Source organism: Pseudomonas ulcerans (assembly GCF_036324125.1).
Lineage (GTDB): Bacteria > Pseudomonadota > Gammaproteobacteria > Pseudomonadales > Pseudomonadaceae > Aquipseudomonas > Aquipseudomonas ulcerans.
In genome coordinates this window covers 34607-49325 of sequence record NZ_JAZDQN010000001.1, presented here as the reverse complement: position 1 = coordinate 49325, position 14719 = coordinate 34607, and the positions used below count along the sequence as shown (strand labels likewise).

13 protein-coding genes are annotated in these 14719 nt (G+C 66.3%); all 13 read right to left on the bottom strand.

Features of this window, described 5'->3' with window-relative positions:
- Window positions 1-190: 190 nt before the first annotated feature.
- The 13 genes from pseI to rfbF all read right to left on the bottom strand — a co-directional run bounded on the left by pseI (window position 191) and on the right by rfbF (window position 14481).
- The gene (pseI, locus tag V0R59_RS00220; protein ID WP_330076877.1) at window positions 191-1243 is read right to left on the bottom strand and encodes a pseudaminic acid synthase; all 1053 of its coding nucleotides are present in this window, start codon (window positions 1241-1243) and stop codon (window positions 191-193) included.
- A complete protein-coding gene (gene pseG, locus V0R59_RS00215) occupies window positions 1230-2264 on the bottom strand; it encodes a UDP-2,4-diacetamido-2,4,6-trideoxy-beta-L-altropyranose hydrolase (RefSeq protein WP_330076876.1) in 1035 nt (344 codons plus the stop codon). Before pseG ends, pseI begins: the two co-directional genes overlap by 14 nt.
- Entirely contained in the window at window positions 2261-2977 is a 717-nt protein-coding gene (pseF, locus tag V0R59_RS00210; RefSeq protein WP_330076875.1) for a pseudaminic acid cytidylyltransferase, read from the bottom strand. The genes pseG and pseF overlap by 4 nt, the downstream gene beginning before the upstream one ends.
- Entirely contained in the window at window positions 2974-4128 is a 1155-nt protein-coding gene (pseC, locus tag V0R59_RS00205; RefSeq protein ID WP_330076874.1) for a UDP-4-amino-4,6-dideoxy-N-acetyl-beta-L-altrosamine transaminase, read from the bottom strand. Before pseC ends, pseF begins: the two co-directional genes overlap by 4 nt.
- On the bottom strand, window positions 4125-5126 hold the full coding sequence (gene pseB / locus V0R59_RS00200) for a UDP-N-acetylglucosamine 4,6-dehydratase (inverting) (protein WP_330076873.1): 1002 nt from the start codon (window positions 5124-5126) through the stop codon (window positions 4125-4127). The genes pseC and pseB overlap by 4 nt, the downstream gene beginning before the upstream one ends.
- Window positions 5127-5272: 146 nt before the next feature.
- Entirely contained in the window at window positions 5273-8149 is a 2877-nt protein-coding gene (locus tag V0R59_RS00195; protein WP_330076872.1) for a TIGR00180 family glycosyltransferase, read from the bottom strand.
- A 45-nt stretch (window positions 8150-8194) separates the two neighbouring features.
- Window positions 8195-8926 (bottom strand): cephalosporin hydroxylase family protein, encoded by a 732-nt coding sequence (locus tag V0R59_RS00190; RefSeq protein ID WP_330076871.1) that lies wholly within the window; start codon window positions 8924-8926, stop codon window positions 8195-8197.
- A gap of 20 nt (window positions 8927-8946) precedes the next feature.
- Window positions 8947-10020 (bottom strand): class I SAM-dependent methyltransferase, encoded by a 1074-nt coding sequence (locus V0R59_RS00185; RefSeq protein ID WP_330076870.1) that lies wholly within the window; start codon window positions 10018-10020, stop codon window positions 8947-8949.
- On the bottom strand, window positions 10010-10867 hold the full coding sequence (locus V0R59_RS00180) for an NAD-dependent epimerase/dehydratase family protein (protein ID WP_330076869.1): 858 nt from the start codon (window positions 10865-10867) through the stop codon (window positions 10010-10012). The genes V0R59_RS00185 and V0R59_RS00180 overlap by 11 nt, the downstream gene beginning before the upstream one ends.
- Complete coding sequence (locus V0R59_RS00175) at window positions 10867-12090, bottom strand: class I SAM-dependent methyltransferase (RefSeq protein WP_330076868.1); 1224 nt, start codon at window positions 12088-12090, stop codon at window positions 10867-10869. The genes V0R59_RS00180 and V0R59_RS00175 overlap by 1 nt, the downstream gene beginning before the upstream one ends.
- Window positions 12087-12647, bottom strand: a complete 561-nt coding sequence (locus V0R59_RS00170) for a dTDP-4-dehydrorhamnose 3,5-epimerase family protein (protein ID WP_330076867.1) — start codon at window positions 12645-12647, stop codon at window positions 12087-12089. The genes V0R59_RS00175 and V0R59_RS00170 overlap by 4 nt, the downstream gene beginning before the upstream one ends.
- Window positions 12644-13726, bottom strand: coding sequence for a CDP-glucose 4,6-dehydratase (rfbG, locus tag V0R59_RS00165; protein ID WP_330076866.1), 1083 nt, complete (start codon window positions 13724-13726; stop codon window positions 12644-12646). Before rfbG ends, V0R59_RS00170 begins: the two co-directional genes overlap by 4 nt.
- Complete coding sequence (rfbF, locus tag V0R59_RS00160; protein ID WP_330076865.1) at window positions 13708-14481, bottom strand: glucose-1-phosphate cytidylyltransferase; 774 nt, start codon at window positions 14479-14481, stop codon at window positions 13708-13710. Before rfbF ends, rfbG begins: the two co-directional genes overlap by 19 nt.
- Window positions 14482-14719 lie beyond the last annotated feature (238 nt).

Below are 14719 nucleotides of genomic sequence, written 5' to 3'. Positions count from 1 at the left end.
CGCCAGTAACAGGGATTCCCGCCGTCCGCTGGACTGGACGGCAGTGGCAATGACGGTGACACGGCCGCCACTCCCATCAACGATAGAGACACAGATGTCCGTTCTGACCGATAGGTCACGGATTTTCACAGACAATGGCATATTTTCCTAGGCGCGCCCACTCGAAGGGCGCGCCAGAGCGACCGCCGCCCTATTCGACGAAGGACCAGTCCAGTGCCGTTCCGCGCTTCAGCGGCTGCCGGGCCTTGCGCCCGAGGAGGGAGTCGAGGTGCTTGGGCGCCAGGCCCAGCCCCGGACGGATGGCACGCACATTACTGGCATCGAACACCTCGCCGGCGGCCATGTCGCGCACCACATAGAGCGACCGACGATAGCGCTTCGACGCCTGCTCGGCCTGGCTCGCGCCGTAACGCACCTGCCCCAGCGACTGCCAGGCACGCTGGCTTTCCACCACCAGGCTGGCCATCTCCGCCGGCTCCAGGGAAAACGCCGCGTCCACCCCGCCTTCGGCGCGACTGAGGGTGAAGTGCTTTTCCACCACGCTGGCCCCCAACGCCACGGCTGCCACCGCAGCGCCAACGCCCAGGGTGTGATCGGACAGGCCGACCTCGCAGCCGAACAGCTCGCGCAGATGGGGAATGGTGCGCACGTTGCTGTTCTCCGGACTGGCCGGATAGGTACTGGTGCACTTGAGCAGCACCAGGTCGCGACAGCCGGCTTCGCGGGCGGCGCGCACCGTCTCGTCGAGCTCGGCGAGACTGGCCATGCCGGTGGAGATGATCATCGGCTTGCCGGTGGCCGCCACCTTGCGGATCAGCGGCAGGTCGGTGTTCTCGAAGCTGGCGATCTTGTAGGCCGGCACGTCGAGACTTTCGAGAAAGTCCACGGCGCTTTCATCGAAGGGCGTGGAGAAGGCCAGCATGCCCAGCTCGCGGGCGCGACGGAAGATCGGCTCATGCCACTCCCAAGGGGTGTAGGCCTTCTGGTACAGCGAGTACAAGGAAGAGCCGGCCCAAAGGCTGCCGGGATCTTCGATGAAGAATTCGCCGTGGTCCAGGTCCAGGGTCATGGTATCGGCGGTGTAGGTCTGCAGCTTCAGCGCATGGGCACCGGCCCGGGCCGCCGCCTCGACGATCTGCAAGGCACGCTCCAGCGACTGGTTGTGGTTGCCACTCATCTCGGCTATCACGAAGGGCGCGGCATCGACGCCGACACGCCGTCCACCCAGGTCAAAACTGCTCATGCTGCACATCCTTCAGTAATCGTTGGAAATGGCTCTCGACCCGCTGCACGCCAAGGCCGTCCACCAGGCGCTGGCTGCGCGCGGCAAATTGTTGACGCAGGGCTGCATCGCTCAATAGCCCCACGATGGCCTGGCGCAGGCCGGCCAACGTGACCTCCTGCGCCGATCCGAGATAAAGGTGCATGCCATCCCGGGCCAGGGCCTGGGCATTGCCCACCTGGTTGTCGGCGACGCTGACGCAGATACTCGGCAAGCCCATGGCGGCGCGCTCCCAGGTGGTCCCGCCACCAGCACCGACAAACAAGGCCGCGTTGGCCATGCGCCCGGGCAGGTCATGGACGAAGGCCTGCAACTCCCAGCCCTGCCGCCGTGCCACCAGCGCTTGCAAAGCGGCGAAGTCCGGCGTTGCCTGGCCGGCGATGCACTGCACCTGCACAGCGTCGATGCCGTCCAGGGCCTGGAGGGTCTTCAGGGTCATGCCGGCCTGATCGAAGCCGCCAAAACTCACCAGTACCCGCCGCGAGTCATCCGCACCGGGTGCACGCGCCTGGCGAAACGCCTCGCCCAGCAAGGCATAGCGTGGTCCGGCCAGGATCTGGCAGGCCTCGGGGACCAGCACCCGGTACGCCGCCACGCTGGCCGTGTAGTTCTGGTCCAGCAACAGGTCGCAAGCATGAGGGCGATCAGCCAGGTCATCGATCGCCATGATCCATCGCGCCCAGCGGCGCGCCGCTTTTTCCCAGGCTGCATCGAATCCGTAGTGGTCGACGATGATCCAGTCGAAGCTCCCGGGACCGGGCAACAGGGCGTCCAGCACGACCTGTTCATCCCCTTGCGCGGGCAACACGAACACCTCGTGCCCGGCCTCGGCGATCCGCGCCAGCTGGTGCCCGGGCAATTCGCGGCAAGCGAAGGCCACCTCGGCGCCACTGGCCGCCAGGTGCCGGGCCAGCGTCAGACAGCGCATGACATGACCAATGCCGATCTGGCTGCTTGCATCGGCGCGGACCAGCACTTTCACCCTGGCAACTCCCCCGCGGCCTGCAACGCTGCGTAAAGAAACTCGGCGCGGCGCCAGTCCTCCTCGGTGTCGATGTCCTGCACCAGATGGCGGGGCAGGATCACCGGCAGACTGTGCTCGGAGAAAACCGCTACGCCGCCCAGCCAGGCTTCGCGCCGGCCCCAGTAGAACTGCCCGGCATCCTGGAACGCCGGCGGCAGGTCCTGGGAACGGGTGTTGCGGTATTGCGGGTACAGCGCGGTGAGCGTGCCCTCGGCGGTCAGGCCCAGCGCCCGTTGTACCGGGAAGCCGAAGCCGCAGACGGAAAAGGCATAGGCGCACCGGGGATGCTCGCCCAACAGGTTGAAACCCTGGCGCAGGAAACGGCCTTGCAGGAGGGGTGCGGTGGCGTAGATGCAGCATGCCAGCTCGACTTCGTAGCCCTGGCCTGCAAGGGTTTCGAGGGCATGCACGATCACCGCCGCGGTGGAGGCATGGTCGTCGGCCAGCGCGGCGGGGCGCAGGAACGGCACCTCGGCACCGTGCGCCCGGGCGACCTCGGCTATCCCAGGATCGTCGGTGCTGACGATCACCCGCTCGAACAGTCCGCTGCCCAGGGCAGTCCGGATCGAATGGACAATGATCGGTTCACCGCGAAACGCCTTGAGGTTCTTGCCGGCGATACGCTTGCTGCCGCCGCGGGCGGGAATGATCGCCACCACCCCACGGGTCATGCCAGCACCCGGCGCAGAGTATCCACCACCTGGTCCTGCTGGGCATCGCTCAGATCAGGGAACAGCGGCAGGCTGATGGCCTGGCGGTAGTAACGCTCCGCCTCGGGGAAGTCGCCCTCGGCAAAACCAAGCTCGCGGTAGTAAGGCTGCAGGTGGATCGGGATGTAATGCAGGTTGACTCCGATGCCGTTGTCACGCAGCGCCTGGAAAATCGCTCGGTGCCGGCTCTCCAGGTGCGGCTGCAGGCGCACCACGTAAAGGTGCCAGGCCGAATCGGCCGCATCCTGCGCCGCCGGCAACTGCAACGGCAGCTCGGCGAGCAGGTACTGGTAGCGTGCCGCCAGCTCACGACGACGGGCCAGGAACGCGTCCAGGCGGCCCAGCTGGGACAAGCCGAGTGCAGCCTGGATATCGCAAAGACGGTAGTTGAAGCCCAGTTCGGTCTGCTGGTAGTACCAGCCGCCATGGCTCGGTTCGGTCATGCGCGCCGGGTCGCGGGTGATGCCATGACTGCGCAGATCGCGCAGGCGCTGGGCGTGCCCGGGGTCGTTGCACAGGACCATGCCACCCTCGCCGGTGGTGACGATCTTCACCGGATGAAAGCTGAATACCGTGAAATCGGCATGGCGGCCGCAGCCCACCGGCTCGCCGGCGTAGCGTGCGCCAAAGGCATGGGCGGCGTCCTCGATCACCACGAAGCCATACTCCCGCGCCAGGCGCGAGATTTCCCGCATGTCGCAGCTCTGCCCGGAAAACGCCACCGCCACCAACACCTTGGGCAGGCGTCCGACAGCCCTGGCCTGCTCCAGCTTGTCGGCCAGGACACGGACGTCCAGGTTCCAGGTCAAGGGGTCGATGTCGACGAAGTCCACATCGGCACCGCAGTAGCGCGCGCAGTTGGCCGAGGCGACAAAACTGTTCGGGCTGGTCCACAACAGGTCGCCAGCACCCAACCCTGCCGCCAGGCAGGCAAGGTGCAGTCCGGCGGTGGCATTGCACACCGCAATCCCGTGAGCAGCCTGGCAATGCTCGGCCACCGCGCGCTCGAAGCGCTCCACGGTCGGGCCTTGGGTCAGCCAGTCGGAACGCAACACCTCCACCACCGCGTCGATATCGGCCTGGTCGATGTTCTGCCGGCCATAAGGAATCATGCCGGCAGCCGCGCGTGCAGGTCGGCGATCTGGCTCACCGAGAGGAACTCGGGGTTGGTGTCGGAGCGGTACTCGAAGTCCTCGGCCACCCGCCGGCCCCGCTCGCCAAGGCCATCCACGGCGAAATCGGCATCGACGTTGTTGAAGCGGATCGACGGCTCGATGGTGAAGTGATCGGCGAACTCCAGGGTCATCCGCGCATCGTCCAGCGGAATCATCAGTTCATGCAGCTTCTCGCCGGGGCGGATGCCCACTACCTTGTGTGGCAGCGCCGGGGCCATGCCACGGGCCAGGTCGACCACGCGAATCGACGGGATCTTCGGCACGAAGATCTCGCCACCGTGCATGCGCGCAAAGCTGTCGAGGACGAACTGCACGCCGTGGTCGAGGGTGATCCAGAAGCGGGTCATGCGCGGGTCGGTGATCGGCAGTTCGCCAGCGCCCTCGCCGATCAGCTTGCTGAAGAACGGCACCACCGAACCACGGGAACCGGCGACGTTACCGTAGCGGACCACGGCGAAACGGGTCTGCTGGCTGCCGGCGACGTTGTTGGCGGCTACGAACAGCTTGTCCGACAGCAGCTTGGTAGCACCGTAGAGGTTGATCGGGCTGGCGGCTTTGTCGGTGGACAGGGCGACGACCTTCTCGACGCCGTTCTCGATGGCCGCGGCAATGATATTTTCCGCGCCGTTGACATTGGTGCGGATGCATTCGGTGGGGTTGTACTCGGCTGCCGGAACCTGTTTCAAGGCGGCAGCGTGCACCACGAAATCGATGCCACGCATGGCCTGGCGCAGCCGTTCGGCGTCACGCACATCACCAAGGAACCAGCGCATGCAGGGCGCGGTGAACTGCTGCTGCATCTCGTACTGCTTGAGTTCGTCGCGGGAAAACACCACCACGCGACGTGGCGTGTAGCGTTCCAGCAGGCACTTGATGAAGTTGCGCCCGAAGGAACCAGTACCCCCGGAGATGAAGATGGACTTGTCGTCGAACATGCCTGGATCCTGGCTGGGTCGCTATATGGCCAGACTGCTGGCGGCGACCGTGACTCGCTCTGGGTAGAGGCCGGAAAACCAACGGTTTTCTGACCTCCACCCTGTTTAAGCAAGCCCGAAGCAAGATACAGGCCACACCATCGGCGTCAGCCGATCAGGGCTTTCCAGTCGAACCCGGCCCGCGCCGGGTCGAGGCTGCGACCATGGGCGGCGCTCGACCACAGCGCCGACCACTTGCCGCGCAGGGCCGCCAGCGCGGCAGCGTCGTCCGGCAGGCGGCCCGGGTGGATCACCTGCACCTGCGGCGTCCACACGGTCAGCAGGCCGGCGTCGGCAACCTTCAGGCACAGGTCGACATCGGCGTAGCTCTTGGCGAACACCTCTTCGTCCAGCCCGCCCAAGGCACGGAACACCTCGCCGCGGACCATCAGGCAGACGCCCGAGACCGCCGGGTAGTTCTGCTCCACCCCGGCCTGGCCGAGGTAGCCGGTATCGTCCTTGGCGAGACCGACATGGGCCGCCAGCACACCTGCGGCGCCGAGCATCAGGCCGCCCTGGGTGAGGGTGCCCTCCGCGTCCACCAGCTTGGCCCCGACCACGCCGACTTCCGGGCGCTGGGCCTGGTTGAGCAACAGTTCCAGCCAGTTGGCGTTGACGATTTCCGCCTCGGCGTCCAGCAGGACCAGGTACTCGCCGCCGGCTTCGGCGCTGGCGGCGTTGACCAGGGCTGCAGGGCTCAGGCGCTGCGGGCTTTGCAGGATGCGCACGCGACCGCCGAGCTTCTGCAGTTGCTCCAGCCACTGCAGGTGCTGCGGCGACTGGCTGGCGTTGTCGGCGATCAGCACTTCGTAGCGCGTGTAGCGGGTGCGCTGGAGGATGCTTTCCAGGCAGCGCTGCAGGACTTCCTGGTTGTCCTCGCTGCGCAGGATGATCGACACCTGCGGACGCTCCAGATGGCGGTAGTCGATGCGCAGGCCACCCTGCTCCGCCGAGCTGACCTGGGCCTTGTAGCCTCGTGCGGACAGGTGCCGGGCCAGGGCCAGGCGCGCGTGTTCGTTGTGCTCGGGCTGTGGCGAGCGGCTGATCAGCAGCGGCTCGTCGAGGTGCGCCAGGCCATTCAGGCCACCCTTCTCGATCAGGCGCAGAAGCAGGTCGTATTCCAGCGCGTCGCTGAACTCGCCGGCATAGCCACCCGCTTCCACCAGCACCTCGCGGCGCACCAGCCAGTGACGCGCCATCAGCGCCGGCAGGCTTTGCAGCAGGTCAAGGTTGATCCCCGGGCGCAGGACTTCACGCCAGGCACCGGCCAGCACCTGGATCTCGTCCACCGCCACCGCGCGGCAGTCCGGCGCGTCGAGCAGTTCCAGGCCAGCGCGGACGAGGCCAGTGCCGGTGAACTCGTCGCCGGCCTCGGCCAGCATCAGCCAGTCGCAGTCCATCTGGCGCGCGACCTGGTTGAGCTTGTCGACATAGTCGTCCTTGCTCACGCGGACGAAATGCAGGGTCTGCTGCAGGCTGGTCGCGGCCGGCAGCGCGCCGGTGGTGAAGACCACGACGCGGAAGGCGCGGCTGACGCCACCGAGCAGGCTGTCGAAGGTGGCTTGCAGCTTCGCTTCGTCGTGCTCCAGGTTGAGCAGGAGGATGCCGATCTGCGGACCGCCCTGGTGCTTGTCGAGATGGCTGGCGATGGCCGTGCGGCTGGCCGCGTCGGGCTGGCGCGCTTCCAGCCAGTCGAGCAGACGGCCGGAGGGTTGCGCAGCCAGCAGCGCGCGGCCGCCATCGCTTTGCACGGCTTCCAGGCGCCGGGCCCAGTCGCGCAGCTTGCCTGCTTCTTCGGTTTCACCTTCCTGGTCCAGCAACTCGACCAGGCGCTTGACCACCGTGAGGTTGTAGGGCGCCGCCTGCAGCGCTTCGCGCGCGCGGGCGAGCTGGCTGAACGGGTTGTCATCGACCTGGACCACCAGCAAGCGCTCCTGCTTCAGCCAGATCGCCTCCAGTTCCTCCAGTTGCACACGGCCGGCCGGCATGGCGTGCAGGTGAAACTCGATCTCGTCGAGGCGATCGAAGAACGCCTTGTTGTAGAACGGCAGTTCGACGTACTGGGTGGGCAGGAACCCGCGCTTCGCTGGAACATCGGCGCCCTGGACCAGGGAGTAGAAGAGCTGCTCGATGGTCAGCGAACGCTTTTCCGCCAGGCCTTCGTACATCATCGCGAAGCTCTGCCGCACGAACGCCCGCAGTTCCTCGCCTTCGCCCTTGAGCGGCGTGTCCAGGCCCGCCAGGACATCGGTGAACGCCTCGCGACTGGCCACCGACTCAGGGTCCGGCAAGGCCAGGGCGTAGGTCACTTCGGTCTTGTGCTCGGAAGCGCCGTAGTTGGCTTCGCGCACCACGTAGGGAATCGGCAGCATGCGCGCCTTGGCGCTGGCCAGGAGGAAGTACACATGACTGACCTCCAGCCATTCGAAGCGCATGTTCGCCGGGATCTGCCGGGCCCAGTCCTGCAGCAGCGCAGTGCGGGTCACCGCGTAGAAAGGCGGGATGTAGGCGTAGAGGAAATCGAGCACGCGCTGGCGCGGATCGTCGCTGGCGAAGTCTTCCCGATCGAGCTTCTTGTCGCGGCGGTAGTAGTTGATGTGCCGTCCGGTGGCCAGGTACATCAGGTTGTAGCCGTGGCACATGCCGTAGTCCGGATGGGCATCCAGGAACTCCAGCGACTCGACGATGGCGCCGGGCAGGACGAAGTCGTCGTCCGCCACCAGGGCCATGTACGGGGTCTGCACCAGGCCCAGGCCATGGGTGATCTTGGCCTGGAAGCCCATGTAGTCGAACTGCGGCAGGTGGCGGTAGTCGACCTTCGGGAAGCGGCTGGCGATCCCCTCGGCCGGCTGCAGCGAGGAATCCAGCACCAGGATCCGGCCCTGGAAATCCTTGTAGTACTGCAGGGCACGACGCAGGAACGACGGGCGTTTGTGAGTCAGCAGGACCAGGGTGAACTGGTCGTGCAGGGAAGAAATTGGCATGGCGGTACCTGACGGGAATCGGCGGTGATCATTGAGCGAACGGCTTCAGCGCACCCGGCGCAGGTAACCATCCGGAGCGACGCTGATGAGCAGCTTGTCCTGCATCTGCTGGTCGATCTCGAAATCGCTGTTTTCCTTGAGGTAGGCCCAGACCGCAGTCTTCGGGTTGTCGCCCGGGCCCCATGGACGGTCCGGGAAGAACTCCGGCGGCATGTCCTCGACCACGGTGTCCATCACCACGCAGTAGCTGTCCACCGCCACCAGCGGCGCATAGGCACGCAGCTCTTCGAGGACGTGCTCGTGGGTGTGGTTGGAGTCCAGCACCAGGATGACCTTCTTGCCCTCGGCCAGCGCGCGCACCTGGGCGACCACCGCCGGGTCGATGCTCGAACCCTCGATCATCGAGATGCGCTTGGCCATCTGATGGCTTTCGATGGCTTCGCGGTTGTGCGGGCGGATGTCCAGGTCGATGCCCAGCACCTCGCCATGGCCTTGCAGCTCCAGCAGCGAGGCGTAGTAGATGATCGAACCGCCGTGGGCGATGCCGCACTCGATGATCAGGTCTGGCTTGACCCGCCAGATGATCTCCTGCATCGCCAGCATGTCCTGGGGCAGCTGGATGATCGGCCGGCCCATCCACGAGAAGTGGTAGCTGTACTTGTGCTTGGCCGACTCGTTGAAGAAGTCCCGGGCCAGGCCCTTGAGCTGCTCGTCCGCGCCCTGGGCTTGGATACCGGCAGCGCATTCGGCTTCGAAGGCTTTGATAACGTCGGTCATGGTGCTGTCTCTCTGGGAAGTCATTGAAATGCGGCGCTGTCGACGGCGTGGTAGGTGAAGCGGTCGGCGGTCATGCGGCGGATTTCGTCGAGGTAGTTGGAATTCATCACGAACAGGTTGGCGCCATCGGGCAAGGCGGCCATGGCCTCCTGCGGCGACGACACCCGCGCGCCGCTGAGCGGCAGGTAACGGCCCTGCTTGGCCGGGTTGATGTCGACCACCTGGTCGACCGCCACCCCGGCGCGTTGCAGGAACAGCGAATAGATCACGCCCTTGGACGAGGCCCCCCAGATCGCCGAGCCCTTGTCGCCGTCGCGGCGGACGATGGCCACCGCGCGATCCAGGCTGGCGCTGAAGTCATCCGGCAGGCGCAGCGGCGCCACGTCGCCCGCATCGGGTCGGCGCAGGCTGGCCAGGTCGGCGACCACGTACAGGTACTGCTCGCCGAACAGGCGCCCGGCCTCCAGCACGCGGCCGAACAGGCGCTGCAGGTCGGCCAGGCGGAAGTAGTTGACGTGCTCGTAGAACAGGTCGAACCAGGCCTTGTGCTCGATGATCCAGTCCAGACACGGCACCTCGATGTAGATCAGGCCGCGGTTGCCGTTGGCCCGGGCGATCTCGTGGAGGAAGCTCACCGGGTCGGCGATGTGCTCCAGCACATGGCGCAGGACGATGGCGTCGGCGCGCAGGTCCAGTTCGGGGGTGAACGGCGCCTTGATCACTTCGGCGTTGTCGCCTTCGTAGGCCGGATCGATACCGGTCACCGCGTAGCCACGCTCGCGCAGCAGTTCGAGGAAATAGCCCTTGCCACAGCCCACTTCGATCAGGCTTCGCCCACTGAAATGCCGGGCGACGATGGCCTCGACATCATTCAGGTGGCGCTGGAACTGCCCGGAGTGGGCCTGCTCGTTCTGGTAGTCGCTGTCGTAGCTGAGCTTGTCGGCGTCGAAGGCGTCGTTGAACACCAGGCCCGTGCCCAGGTCCTGGACCAGGCGCATGTCGGCGCTGGCACTGGCGCGGGCGCTGGCGGCATCGGCGAAGGTGCGGTTCTGCAACACCGGCAGGTCGCTGGCGCGGTACAACTCATGCTTCATGTTCTGCTCCCAGCAAGGCCCACAGGCGGCGGGCGTCACCCCAGAAGGCCATGGGTTCGTGCGTCGGATAAGGGTAGTGACCGAGGTTCAAGGCGATCCGCGAGCCCCGCGCGGCGCAGTGACGTTCCACCAGGCTGCGTACCGATATCGGCTGGCCGCTGCAAACGTTGACCACGCCGCTGAAATCGCGGTGCAAGAGCAGGTCGGCCAGATGCGCGGCCGCCGTTTCGATCGGCAGGAAGTCACGCAGTTGTTCGCCACCGGACATGTCGAAGCGCGGCTCTGCGCCATCGATCGCCCGGTCCAGCGCCGCCAGCACGCTGTTGGGGTTCTGGCCGCGGCCATGCAGGTAGAACAGCCGCGCCCATTGCAGGGTGAACGGCAATTGCTGGCGCAGGCGAGCGAGGAACAGATGCAGGCTGTGCTTGGCCAACCCATAGGCATTGTCCGGACGGCATTCGATCGCCTCGTCCAGCGCACCGCTTTGCAGGCCGTATTCGAAGCAGGTGCCGGTGACTTGCACCTGCCCGACTCCGGCCTCGACCGCGCGCTTGATGAAGGCGTAGTCGGCCATCAGGTTGTGTTCGAAGTGGAACAGCCCCTGATAGTTGGGCAATCCCGGCCAGGCCAGGTGGACCAGCGCATCGACGCCTTCGCACAGGGCGGCGACATCGGTCTCCGGGCTGTGGATATCGGCGCCGACGAACTCGACCTGGTCGAACCAGGGCAAGGCCCGCGCGGGCTCCTCACGGCGGGCCACCGCGCGCACCTGGCAACCCCGCGCCAACAGGGCGGCGACCAGGTGCTGGCCAACGAAGCCGCTGGCGCCGGTGAGCAATACCTTCATCACAGGACGGTCAGCTCTGGCACGGCAATCACGAAGCGGCCGCCCCACTCGCGCACCAGCGCCTGTTGCTCGCTGACTTCCTTGAGCAGGTTCCACGGCAGCACCAGCACGTAGTCCGGCTGCTCTATGGCCAGCCGCTCCGGCGCCACCACCGGGATGCGGCTGCCCGGCAGGAACTTGCCCTGCTTGTGCGGGTTGGCGTCGGCGACCCACGCCAGCAGATCACCGCGCACGCCGGCGTAGTTGAGCAGGGTGTTGCCCTTCGCCGCGGCGCCATAGCCGACCACGCGCTTGCCCTCGGCCTTGGCCTGGAGCAGGAAGCGCAGCAGCTGGTGCTTGATGCGTTCGGCGGCCGGGGCCAGGGTCGAGTAGAAGTCCGCGCTGGTCACGCCGACGTTGTCTTCCACTTCCAGCAACGCCTGCACGGCCGGCAACACGCCCTGCGGACCACCCGCCCGCTGCACGAAGACCCGCAGCGAGCCGCCATGGGTCGGCAGCTCCTGGACATCGAAGATCTCCAGGCCATTGCGCTGGCACAAGATGCGCACGGCGGTCAGCGACAGGTAGGAATAGTGCTCGTGGTACAGGGTGTCGAACTGGTGCTCGGCCATCAGGCTGAGCAGGTGCGGGAACTCGAAGGTGGCGACGCCCGCCGGCTTCAGCAGGGTGGCGAAACCGCGGAGGAAATCGTTGATGTCCGGAACATGGGCGAGGACATTGTTGGCCGCCATCAGGTCGGCAGCCCAGCCCTCCTCCACCAGCGCCCGGGCGCTGTCCTGGCCGAAGAACACCTCGCGGATCTCCAGGCCCTTTTCCCGCGCTGCCAGGGCGGTGCTGCGGGTCGGCTCGACGCCCAGGCAAGGGATGCCGCGAGCGGCGACGTACTGCAGCAGATAGCCGTCGTTGGCAGCGATCTCCACCACCCGGCTCGCGGCACCGAGGCCGAAGCGCGCGCTCATGTCCTCGACGTACTGGCGGGCATGGGCCAGCCAGGAACTGGAGTAGGAGCTGAAATAGGCGTAGTCGGCATCGAACAGCGCGTCAGCGCGGGTGTAGTCCTCGGTCTGCACCAGCCAGCACTGCTGGCACACGCCGACTTTCAGCGGCACCCAGGCCTCGGCCTGGGCCAGCTGTTCGGCGCGCAGGTAGGCGTTGGAAGGCGGCGCGGTGCCAAGGTCGATCAAGGGCAGGTTCAGCGCTGCGCCACAGCCACGGCAATTCATGCAGGCACTCCGGTGAAAAGGTGATCCAGCCAGGGATGGGCTTCATCCCGGGCCGACAGATTCTTGACAGGCAGCGGCCAGGCGATCGCCAGGCGCGGGTCGTGCACCGACAAGCCGCCCTCGCGGCCCGGCGCATAGTCGGCGCTGTGCAGGTAGAGCAGCTCGGCTTCTTCGCCAAGCACCTGGAAGCCGTGGGCGAAACCAGCCGGGATCAACAGGCTGCGACCGTCGCCGGCTTCCAGGCGCTCGGCGTGCCACTGCAGGAAGGTCGGCGAGCCCTGGCGCAGGTCCACCGCCACATCCCATACCGCGCCGCGCAGGCAGGTGATCAGCTTGGCTTCCGGCTGGTCACCCTGCTGGTAGTGCAGGCCGCGCACCGAGCCCTGGCCGACGGTTCGCGAATGGTTGATCTGGCGGATATGGAACGGCGTACCCAGCCCTTCCAGGCTGCCTTCGCAGAACAGCCGGGAAAACTGGCCACGGGCATCGCCATGGCGCTTGTGCTCGACGCTATACAACCCGGCGAGCGGCAAGGCATGCAGTTGCAGGTCGCTCACGACAGCTCCGCGTACAGGTTGAGCTGGTCGAGGGTGACGGCGCGCAGGTCGCCACCGCGCTTCCACGCCAGGTGCCATTGCAGGGTGTGCTCCAGGCATTCGCGCAGCGACCAGCGGGTACGCCATCCGAGCAGTTGCCGCGCGCGGCCGCTGTCCAGGCGCAGCACGCCGGCCTCATGCAGTTCGCTCGGTTCGACACGGATACCCGGCGAGTCCGGCCATTGCCGCGAGAGGTGGGCGACCACCTCGCCGACGCTGCACATGTCGCCTTCGTTCGGGCCGAAGTTCCACGCCCCGGAGAACTCCGGGCCCTGGGTGTAGAGCCGATGGGCCAGCAGCAGGTAGCCGGCCAGCGGCTCCAGGGCGTGCTGCCACGGGCGCACCGCCTGTGGATAACGCAGGGTCACCGGATGCCCGGCATCCCAGGCCTTGAGCACGTCGGGAATCAGCCGCTCGGCGGCGAAGTCGCCACCGCCGAGGACGTTGCCGGCGCGTGCGGTAGCCAGGGCCAGGCCGTGCTCGGCATGCTTCTCAGGGGCGAAGAACGACGCCGTGTAGGACTGCGCCAGCAACTCGCAGCAGGCCTTGCTGCTGCTGTACGGATCGTGGCCGCCCAGCGCTTCGTTCTCGCGATAGGGCCACGGCCATTCCTGGTTGGCGTAGACCTTGTCGGTGGTGACCAGCACCACCGAGCGCACGCCGCCGACCTGGCGGATCGCTTCGAGCAGGTTGAGGGTGCCCATGACGTTGCTGGAATAGGTGCCCAGCGGGTCCCGGTAGGCCTCGCGTACCAGCGGTTGCGCCGCCAGGTGCAGGACGATTTCCGGCTGCGCCTCGGCCACGGCTTCGAGCAGCGCGCCGAGGTCGCGCAGGTCACCGCGCACGTCGCGGATGTCGCGACCGACCTGGGCCAGCTCGTAGAGGTTCGGCCCTTCCAGCGGATCGAGGGCGAAGCCAGTGACCTCGGCCCCCAGTTCACGCAGCCACAGCGCCAGCCAGCTGCCCTTGAAGCCGGTGTGGCCGGTCAGCAGGACGCGCTTGCCCTGCCAGAATTCGGCGTTCAGGCCCACTGTTTCCATGGGGCCTCCCCGCTCTGCCACAGGTGTTCGAGAAGGTTCTTGTCACGCAGGGTATCCATCGGATGCCAGAAGCCATCGTGCTGGAACGCCTGCAACTGGTCTTCGGCGGCCAGTTGCGCGAGAGGTTCGGATTCCCAGGAGGTGTGGTCGTCGGCGATGTAGGACAGCACCTTCGGCGAGAGCACGAAGAAACCGCCATTGATCCAGCCGCCGTCGCCCCGGGGTTTCTCGACGAAACCGCGCACGCTGTCGCCGTCGCGTTCCAGCGCACCGTAGCGTCCCGGCGGTTGCACGGCGGTAACGGTGGCGAGCTTGCCGTGTTGCAGGTGGAAGTCCACCAGGGCACCGATGTTCAGGTCGGAGACGCCATCGCCGTAGGTGAAGCAGAAGGCCTTTTCGTCTTCCAGGTAGCGTGCGGCACGGCGCAGGCGGCCGCCGGTCATGGTTTCCTCGCCGGTGTCGACCAGGGTCACGCGCCATGGCTCGCTGTAGTTCTGGTGCACGTCCATGCGGTTGGCGCGCATGTCGAAGGTGACGTCGGAGGTGTGCAGGAAGTAGTTGGCGAAGAAGTCCTTGATCGCGTAGCCCTTGTAGCCGAGGCAGATCACGAAGTCATGGATGCCGTGGGCCGAGTACTGCTTCATGATGTGCCAGAGAATTGGCTTCCCGCCGATCTCGATCATGGGCTTGGGCTTGAGGTGCGACTCTTCGCTGATGCGAGTGCCCAGTCCACCGGCCAGGATTACTGCCTTCATGTCCTTCCCTCTCGTACGTCACAGGGCCCGCGCGGGGCGGGCCGTCCTGATAAATCGCGCAGGTGCGGGATTTATGGCGATGGGAGGGGGACTTGCAGGAAACGCGCCAGATTTGCTGACTGCTGATGGCCTCATCGAGTGCACATCTCGGTCAAGCGAAACGCAGAGAACAGGTCTGAAGAGCGACGCGGACACTGTGGGAGCGGGTTCACCCGCGATTGCGTCGGTGATGCAACCA